The organism is Flavobacterium sp. (genome assembly GCF_017985075.1).
In the GTDB taxonomy this organism is placed as follows: domain Bacteria; phylum Bacteroidota; class Bacteroidia; order Flavobacteriales; family Flavobacteriaceae; genus Flavobacterium.
In genome coordinates this window covers 18,681-28,130 of the sequence record NZ_JAGNYF010000027.1, presented here as the reverse complement: position 1 = coordinate 28,130, position 9,450 = coordinate 18,681, and the positions used below count along the sequence as shown (strand labels likewise).

Sequence of the window (9,450 nt, the reverse complement as noted above, 5' to 3'; positions counted from 1 at the left end):
CCATGACCACCATAAAAACCGTGTTCTTTAGAAAAAATATGCATAGAACCACCCATACCTTTTGAAGTTCCGGTAACTTTTCCTAATAATTCTGCCATTACGGCTCTTGGATCTACACCCATACCAATTGGCTGTACGTGATTTCTATAAGCGGTAATCATTTTATCTTTTCCACCTAATTCCATAGCGTGTAATGCACCTGCTAAAACGGCTTCTTGTCCATTATATAAATGAAGAAATCCTCTTACTTTTTGTTGTATATATAAGGCTGCTAATTTGTCTTCAAACTTTCTCCAAAACTGCATGTCTTCATACCATTTTAGATATACTTCTTTTGTAATTGGTTTCATATATGTAACTATTTATTTTTTTACGAACCACAAAAATACTACAACGTAATTTATTCTAAAAATTTATTGCTGTTTAAATTAAGAAAATAATCAATTTATTTTATTTTTTACTAACGAAATCGTTATAGATTCGCTTTATCAAACATAAAAGGCAATAAGTTTTTCAAAGAATCTGATTTATGTATTGGTCCAATTGATCCCATATAATAAATTTCGATAGGCAAATCTTGTTTCACTTCATATTCTGAAATGGATTGGCGACAAGAACCGCACGGAGGAATTGGACTTGTAGCTTCGCGGTCTGATGGTGCTGCCGAAATAAACATTTTTACAATTTTATTTTCAGGATAATTTGCACCAGCATAAAAAATAACTACGCGTTCTGCACACAAACCTGATGGATAGGCAGCGTTTTCTTGATTTGAGCCTTGTAATACCACTCCATTATCTAAAACAATTGCGGCACCTACTAAAAATTTCGAATAGGGCGCGTACGCTTTTTTTCTAATTTCAATAGCTTTATTCATATATTCTTTTTCCGAATCTGATAATTCATCAAATGACTCAAAAACAGATATTTTAGTTTCTATTCGTATTTCTTGCATAAGTGACTTTTTAAAAATTTTACTTATTTTGGAAAAAAAATCCAAATTCAAAAAAGATTGAATTTGGATTTAAATTAATTATATATTCTATTAGTTATCATCGTATTCGTCTCCAAAATTAAATGATAAAGAAAATCGTAAGGTGTTTTCAAGTGGGTTTCTAACTTTTGATGCTGAGAACAAATAAGAAACATCTATTTTAACAATATTATATTTAAAACCTGCTCCTAATGTTAGGTATTTTCTTGCTCCTTTTTCTACACTTTCATTAAAATAACCTGTTCTTAAAGCAAACGAATCTTGATACCAATACTCTGCTCCTAACGCCCAAGTAAATTCTTTTAACTCTTCCGAAAAACCATCAGGCGCATCTCCAAAAGATTTAAATATACCGCTTGTCCAACTTATATTTCTATAATTTTGATTATTAATTGATTTATCAGTAGCATCAATCACTCCATCGTTATTTAAATCGGTAACCGTTTGAGGTGTTGGTACTAATAATTTTGTAGTTTCACCTATTAAACTTACTTTATTATAATCATCTAAAATAAAATCAAAACTTCCTCCCAATCGCATGTTCGCTGGAATAAAGTTTTCATTTAATAAATCATTATCATATGATAATTTTGGACCTAAATTTTGAAAATTAAAACCTGCTCGCCATCTTCCATTAAAATTATCAAACACTTCTTCTTCCGACTGATAAATTCCTGAAACATCGACCGCAAATGTAGTTGCTGGTCTAGCATCAGTTGTTGCATTAGCAATTTTTAGGTTAGAGCGAATATAACGACCAGAAACTCCCATCGCAAACTCTGGACTAAGTTTTAATGAATACGAACCATCAATTGCGAATTCATTTGGACTTGTGATTACCGGCACTTCATTTGGGTCACCAGTCTCTCTTAATTCAATATCACCAAAACCAAAATAACGTAAACTTCCTGAAAAAGCCATACGGTCATTAAATCTATTAAAATAAGTTATTTGCCCTAAAGAAATATCATTTGCAATACTGGTTAAATAAGGAGTATAACTCATTGAAAACCCTTGTTTTTGCTTTGAAAACGCATATTTTGATGGGTTAAATTGTTGTGAATAGGCATCAGCAGAAGTTGCTACGCCCATATCTGCCATACCAGCAGAACGCGCATCAGCGGCAATTAATAAAAAAGGAACTCCTGTAGTAATTACTCTATCTTGTGCATTAGCATACTGAGCAATCATAAGGATTGATAAAAATTTAAATAGATTTTTCATCTGTTTGATTTGGTTAATAGTTGTTTATTTCAGATGTAGTTTTATTTCAATATGCTTGTTTTTATAGTGAATTGACAAATATACATTTTTTTTATAGGATTACAAGTTTTTCTATTTTTTCTGTTTTTTTACCTGTTATTGCTGATTTTACAGTTACTTTATATACATAAACTCCTTTTCCTATTTTATCTCCAAAATCATCTTTCCCATCCCATTTTATATCTCTGGAAGTAAACCCTTCATTTACAACGGTTTGATTAATTGTTTTTACCAATTTACCCGTTATGGTTAAAATCTGAACTTGTACATCTAATGGTTCAAATGGTCGATTATGACTAAACCAAAATTCAGTGTAACTTACAAATGGATTGGGATAATTTAAAACATGTTGTAATTCTAAATCACCATCACCAATAACTACAAACTGAATTTCAGCGGTAATTAAATTATTATATACATCCCAAGCTTTAAACAAAATAGTATGTAAACCTGGTGCTAAATCTCTGAACGGATAGGTAACTTTTCCTTTTTTATAGTTATTGTTTTCTGTTTCGTAATAATCATTTAAATTATACGGATTGTTTTCATCATTATCCAAAATAGCCACAATATCGTGCCCAATTCCGCTTGCTGTGTTTATTCCGTTTTCATCTTCAAGAAAAGCCAGGAAAATTGGTGATTCATTTGTAATCCCACCAGTCACAAAATTCGTATCGTTCATATACAATTTTAACTTTGGTGGCGTGGTATCAGAAGGAGCTGACGTGTTTACACCACCTACTTTAATTTGCGTGTTATATCCTGTTTGATTTTGCAAAGTTGGCGAATTACTTTTTGCGTAAAAACTCACTCTACCATTTCCTATTGGAATTTGAACATCTTGTGGTACGATAAAACTAAATTCAAACTTTCCGTTAACTACTGAAGCATTTCCTCTGTAAATAACTTCTCCTAAACTCACAAAATTTAGTTTAGGTTGATTATAAGGTGGTAAAGATGCATTGTCATTATCTAATGTTAATCTGTTTAAATTTTTATCATAAACTTGTACAGCTAAATCTCCGTTATAATTGGCTATTAAGGCATTGTTTTCGTCTAAGACCTCACCAGTTAATGTAGCCAAAGACAAGGCTTGTAAAGAAAGCGTTGTCGTATTTATATTTTCACCATTTACTTTGGTTAAAACTACTTTTGGCCTTGGAATTGCTAATTTTAAAGCGGGATCGCCAATATAAAAAACAACTCTTTTATTTGAATCAGCAGGAATAGCCATTTTGGCACGACGTAAGACTTCGGCAATTGACAAATAGGCATTATCTTCCATAATAAACAAATTATTATAGATTTTTTTGTTTAATAGAATTCCTGTTGACTGATTAATTTGTCTGGTTGTAGCTAACATTGAAATGGCGCCTCCAGCTTTGTTCCAATACATATATTCTCCACCGGTAGGACGATTTGGGTCATCAAAGCGAGTAAATTCACAAGTAATCGTAATAAATAAAGGATATTTAAATCTGTTTCCCAATGCTTGTGCGTCAGACTTTTCAAAAATACGTTCTACAGCAAAACTCTCTTCATTTCCATGTCCGTAATAATTTAACACCAATGCACCTAATTCAATAGCATCAATAAATGCTTTTTTTGCTTGAGGATACCTTGGACCACCCGCACTTACTTCTTGCACATAAGCGTCTGTAAAAATTTTATTAGTGTTAAAAAACGGGTTGGCTACTGAAACCTCATCTGCTAATTCATTCAAATCTTTTTGTAACCTATGATCTCCAGATAAATACGGATCCGGATCGTCTGCGTAATACACTAAATTATTGCGCCATCTTTTGTACGATTTTTCATCATGGTACTCAATTACTTTGTTTACCATTTCTGAAGCTTGTGAGTTTGATGAAACCAGCATTCTACCAACAGCCAAATCCATTAAATCAGCTGAAGATTGCATGTTTCCTTCATTATTATCCATAAGCGTAAAGAAATCATCGGACATAAAAGTTGAAATTAATGAGAAATTACTACTATTATCCGGATTTAAAGATTGAGACACTTCAAAGCCATGAAAAACAGGCACTAAATTAGTATTGTTTCTGATTCTATCTTTAAAATCGTAAGATGCATCGCCAAATAAATTTAAATATTTTACTTTATTAGCTGTATTTGAAGCATTATCATATACATATTTTACGAAATTTCTAATAGCAGCAACATCTTGTTTTCCGCCACCAAATTCGTTGTATATTAAAGGTAGCGAGACTACTTTAACATTCATATTTGAATTATTTCTATGGAAATTAGCCAAAGTTTCAGCTTGTGCTACTAAATTAGACGGAGTTACAATTAAGTAATCAATATCTTGAAAAACACCTTGGTTATTTTTGAAAATAGTCCCTTTTAAATTTTGATTAGACACATTGGTATTGGACTCTTTTAAAGGAATGTAAAAATCGGCGACATCAACTGCAACAAACTTTTTAGCTTGACCTAAAGCCAATTTAAATGTGATGCTATTTTGGGTATTATCTAATTTTTTTACATTATATATATCTGTTACATCCCATACATATTTAATATTTGAAGCATTAGATATAGCAAATTGTCCAACTCCAATATTTGTTTTAACTAAATTATTTGAAAATAAAAACTGTTTGCCAAAACCTTTTAACTCGGCATTATATTTTAAAATGATGTAATCTAAATATCCTTTTGAAGAAGGCACTCCATTATTTACATAGGATAAATCAATAGTTACGGCATTAGAAGTAGGAACAAAAGTGGTACTTAGAATATTTTCAAAACCTAATGTGGAACCTGTTGCTGCGTTTATTGGAACTGTTCCAATATCTACAGCATTAGCTTTAACTTTAAATGAAGTGGACACAAATGAAACTGCTGCAAAATTTGCAGATAAATTTACAGGTGAACCGGAAGTATAATTTGGTAATACGAATGGAAAAGTCTGATTATCATCTAAATCAAATTTTTCACCAAACCATCTTCTACCTATTTTTCCAGCATTAAAAAGGTCTACTTCGTGAAATTGATATCCATCGTAATTTGAAAGAAGTAAGTTTGCCGAACCAACTGGCTCAATATAAGGTTGGATTCTTTTTCCAGCTGAGCCAGAAGTAGAAACATAATAATACGATCTATCTGCAAATTGATTTACATGCGTTAAACTTTCTTCGTTCCAAGTATCGACGCCTTCTGCATAAAACAAAATATAATCATTTTCATTAAAAACACCGTCTTCTTCACCTATAAATTGAACGGCGTTTTCTTCTAAATCAATCGGATAAGCAGTACTGTTTAGTAAAGGTAACATTCTACCGCCATTGCCATATATTTTAATAGTTCTTGGATCAACAGCAACATTTACTCCAATACTTTGAAGAAAACTTTTGCTTACTAAATAAACTCCAGATTTTTCAACATAAAATCTATGCCAAGACCCCGTTGCTAAAACTGAGTTTTGAACAGAATTGGTACTTTGAGACGACCTATTAGAATTAGAAATCGAATAATTTAAAGTAAATGATTTTACAATTTTATATCCGGAAATATCTTTAATTATTGGATTAAAAGTAAAAGAAAGATATGCGTCATCTCTTGCATAAGAAGAAAACGATTTAAAATCAATCTTCGAGGAAATATTGGAGATGTCCAAACCAGTTAATTTAGAAATATCTATAGTTTCATAAACCATGTTTTCAATTGAGGCAGCACCTTCAGAAACTAATCCTGGAACTTTAAAATTATTCACATAGGTAATTGCTCTTTTTGAAATGTGAAATTCAAAATTTTCAGATTGAAATTGTGGTATATTATACTTTGCATTATCTACTACAAAGGGTTTTTCAGTATTCCAAACTAGTGAAAAGTCTTTCGTGTTTTGAGCAAAACTCAAAAAAGAAGCGAGTAATAATAGTAAATATTTCTTTTTCATTCCCATAATAACGCAAAATAAACTAAAATATTGCAAATAATAAGTTTTTAAATAACTTTATACAATATTTAACACGTTTTTTCGTTTCATATTATATCAAGTAAAATTATTGTTTAATTTTTTTTATTTTTTTGTTGCATATTAATGGTTTATTACTATCTTGCGGCACTTAAATTATTACCTACAAAAGTATGAAAGTTACTAAAATTATGACTTTAAAATTGTTACTAGCGTTGACTGTAGCAATAGGTTTTACCAGCTGTAGCAAGAGCGGAAGCACGAAAGGTGGTTCTAGCGCAACTGGATGGCAAATCAACGATAAAAAAGGTGGTTTCCAATACAATACTAAATTTAAAAAGCAAGAAACTCCTCCTGGAATGACCTCAATTGAAGGTGGAACATTCACTATGGGTAAAGTAGAAGATGACGTAATGCATGATTGGAACAATAGTCCAACAAAGCAACACGTTCAGTCTTTTTACATGGATGAAACGGAAGTTACAAATATGATGTATGCAGAATACTTATATTGGGTAAAATCAGTATATCCTCCAACAGAAGACAATTACAAACATATTTATAACGGAGTAATTCCAGATACTTTAGTATGGAGAAATCGTTTAGGTTATAACGAGACGATGACAAACAACTACTTAAGACACCCTGCTTATGCTAACTACCCAGTAGTTGGAGTGAATTGGATTCAAGCTACTGAGTTTTGCGAATGGAGAACCAACCGTGTAAACGAAAATATTCTTGAAAAAGAAGGTTATCTTAAAAAAGGTAACAAAATCAGTACAGAAGTAACTGCAGACTCAAACTTTGATACTGAATCATACATCAATTCACCTTCAAAAACATTTGGTGGTAAAGAAGATATTGTATTGAAAAAACAAATGGGTCAAAAAGGTCCTAGTAAAAAAGGAGCTGCTACAGCAACTGAAGCTAAAAATGTATATGCACAAAGAAGTTCAGGTATTATTTTGCCAGAATATAGACTTCCAACTGAAGCAGAATGGGAATATGCTGCATTAGCTTTAGTAGGTAACAGAGAATACAACATCTATAAAGGTCAAAAGAAATATCCTTGGAAAGGTCAATACACACGTTCTGGTAAAAGACAATTAAGAGGTGATCAATTGGCTAACTTCAAACAAGGTAAAGGAGATTACGGCGGAATTGCTGGATGGTCTGATGACGGCGCAGATATTACACAAATTGTTAAATTTTACCCTCCAAATGATTTTGGTTTATATGATATGGCAGGTAACGTAGCTGAATGGGTACAAGACGTTTACAGACCAATTGTTGATGATGAAGCAAACGATTTCAACTACTTCAGAGGTAACGTTTATACCAAAAATAAAATTGGTGATGACGGAACTGTAGAAATGGTTACTAGTGATAACATTAAATATGACACATTAAGCACAGGTAAAGTAATTGCTAGAAATTTCCCTGGTTCAATCGCTCAAGTACCAGTTGATGAAAACGAAACGTATTTAAGACAAAACTTCTCTACTTCTGATAACAGAAATTATAGAGATGGAGACAGACAATCATCAAAATACTTCGATTTTGGATCAACTGACGAAGAAGCTACTAAAAAAGAAGATCCAAACCAAAGAATGTACAAATCTCCATTACATAAAATTTCAGCAGATAGTGCAGGTAATCAATTAAGACAATATGACAAATCTGACAACAGAACAACATTAGTAGACGACAATGTAAGAGTTTACAAAGGAGGTTCTTGGAGAGATAGAGCTTATTGGTTAGACCCAGCTTCAAGAAGATATTTCCCACAAGATATGGCAACAGACTATATTGGATTTAGATGTGCAATGTCTAAAGTTGGACCAAAATCTAACAAGAAAACACCAAGAGGAAACGTTAAGAAATAATATTTCTTAAATAATATACAAAAGCCCTTTATTTTTAAAGGGCTTTTTTTTATTTTAGCAGTATGGAAATAGCAACAATTTACAACTACTTTTTGCAATCAACCGGTATTGCAACTGACAATAGAAAAATCAACGCAAACAATATGTTTGTAGCCCTTAAAGGCGACAATTTTAATGGAAATAAATTTGCTTTAAGTGCATTAGAAAACGGTGCCAAGTTTGCAATAATTGATGAAGCAGAATATAAAATTGACGAACGATTTATTTTAGTAGAAAATGCATTAGTTACGTTACAACAATTAGCCAATTACCATAGAAATCAACTTAATATTACCATAATTGGATTAACCGGAAGTAACGGAAAAACTACTACCAAAGAACTGATTCACGCTGTACTTTCTCAAAAATACAATACCAAAGCAACCATTGGAAATTTAAACAATCATATTGGCGTTCCATTAACACTTTTGTCTTTTGATACTAATACAGAAATAGGTATTGTAGAAATGGGTGCCAACCATCAAAAAGAAATTGAAATGCTATGCGGTATTTGCCAACCCGATTTTGGATATATCACTAATTTCGGAAAAGCCCATTTAGAAGGATTCGGCGGAACAGAAGGTGTAATTAAAGGCAAAAGCGAATTGTACGAATTTCTTTTTTCGAACCAAAAAACAGCATTTGTAAACACTGATGATGCCATTCAAAATGATAAAACGAAAAACATCAGTAGCATTGCTTTTGGTTTAAATACTCCAGAAAATTTCGTTTCCATTTCTAAGATAGAAACCAATCCAATGGTAAAAATTGAGTTTGATAACACTATTATTCAATCGCATTTAATAGGCTTATATAATGCGAATAACATTAATGCAGCCATAACTATTGGTAAACATTTCGGCGTATCAAATGAAAAAATAAAATTTGGTATAGAAAACTACATTCCAAATAATAATCGTTCTCAATTAATAGAAAAAAATTCAAACAAGATAATATTGGATGCTTACAATGCAAACCCGAGTAGTATGGTTGCAGCGTTAACCAATTTTTTTCAATTAAATGAGAAAAATAAAATCGCTATTTTGGGAGATATGTTTGAGTTAGGCATAGAAAGTTCCGAGGAACACAAAAAACTAATTGACTTTTGTATAAATCAAACAGGTAGTAATTTTTATTTTATTGGAAAAGATTTTTTTGCTCATAAAAACTCAAATTCAAACATGCATTTTTACTATACCTTTGAAACATTTAAAGCCGCATTTACAAATCTAAAAGCAGAAAACAGTTTCTTACTTATAAAAGGTTCACGAGGCATGAGTTTAGAAAGAACTTTAGAATTACTATAATAAAAAAGGCAACCAACTGGCTGC

Annotated in this window: 6 protein-coding genes; 2 read left to right on the top strand and 4 right to left on the bottom strand. The window is 31.7% G+C overall.

The features are described from left to right. The 4 genes from KA468_RS06905 to porU form a co-directional block, all read right to left on the bottom strand. A partial coding sequence (locus KA468_RS06905) for a thiamine pyrophosphate-dependent enzyme (RefSeq protein WP_291242204.1) occupies window positions 1–350 on the bottom strand: 350 nt, incomplete at its 3' end. A gap of 122 nt (window positions 351–472) precedes the next feature. Continuing rightward, window positions 473–955: a cytidine deaminase gene (locus tag KA468_RS06900; protein WP_291242203.1), complete on the bottom strand. Its 483-nt coding sequence runs from the start codon at window positions 953–955 to the stop codon at window positions 473–475. A 90-nt stretch (window positions 956–1,045) separates the two neighbouring features. Further along, window positions 1,046–2,218 (bottom strand): type IX secretion system outer membrane channel protein PorV, encoded by a 1,173-nt coding sequence (porV, locus tag KA468_RS06895; RefSeq protein WP_291242202.1) that lies wholly within the window; start codon window positions 2,216–2,218, stop codon window positions 1,046–1,048. Between the two features lie 91 nt (window positions 2,219–2,309). After that, on the bottom strand, window positions 2,310–6,212 hold the full coding sequence (gene porU, locus KA468_RS06890; protein ID WP_366933131.1) for a type IX secretion system sortase PorU: 3,903 nt from the start codon (window positions 6,210–6,212) through the stop codon (window positions 2,310–2,312). A 155-nt stretch (window positions 6,213–6,367) separates the two neighbouring features. On the opposite strand from porU, the gene gldJ reads away from it, so the two are divergent. Beyond that, a complete protein-coding gene (gene gldJ, locus KA468_RS06885; RefSeq protein ID WP_291242201.1) occupies window positions 6,368–8,080 on the top strand; it encodes a gliding motility lipoprotein GldJ in 1,713 nt (570 codons plus the stop codon). Between the two features lie 62 nt (window positions 8,081–8,142). Beyond that, the gene (murF, locus tag KA468_RS06880; protein ID WP_291242200.1) at window positions 8,143–9,426 is read left to right on the top strand and encodes a UDP-N-acetylmuramoyl-tripeptide--D-alanyl-D-alanine ligase; all 1,284 of its coding nucleotides are present in this window, start codon (window positions 8,143–8,145) and stop codon (window positions 9,424–9,426) included. The last annotated feature ends 24 nt before the right edge of the window (window positions 9,427–9,450 follow it).

Coding starts and splice junctions, on each gene's coding strand:
- murF (WP_291242200.1), top strand. CDS start 8,143: ATGGAAATAGCAACAATTTACAACTACTTTTTGCAATCAACCGGTATT.
- porV (WP_291242202.1), bottom strand. CDS start 2,218: ATGAAAAATCTATTTAAATTTTTATCAATCCTTATGATTGCTCAGTAT.
- KA468_RS06900 (WP_291242203.1), bottom strand. CDS start 955: ATGCAAGAAATACGAATAGAAACTAAAATATCTGTTTTTGAGTCATTT.
- gldJ (WP_291242201.1), top strand. CDS start 6,368: ATGAAAGTTACTAAAATTATGACTTTAAAATTGTTACTAGCGTTGACT.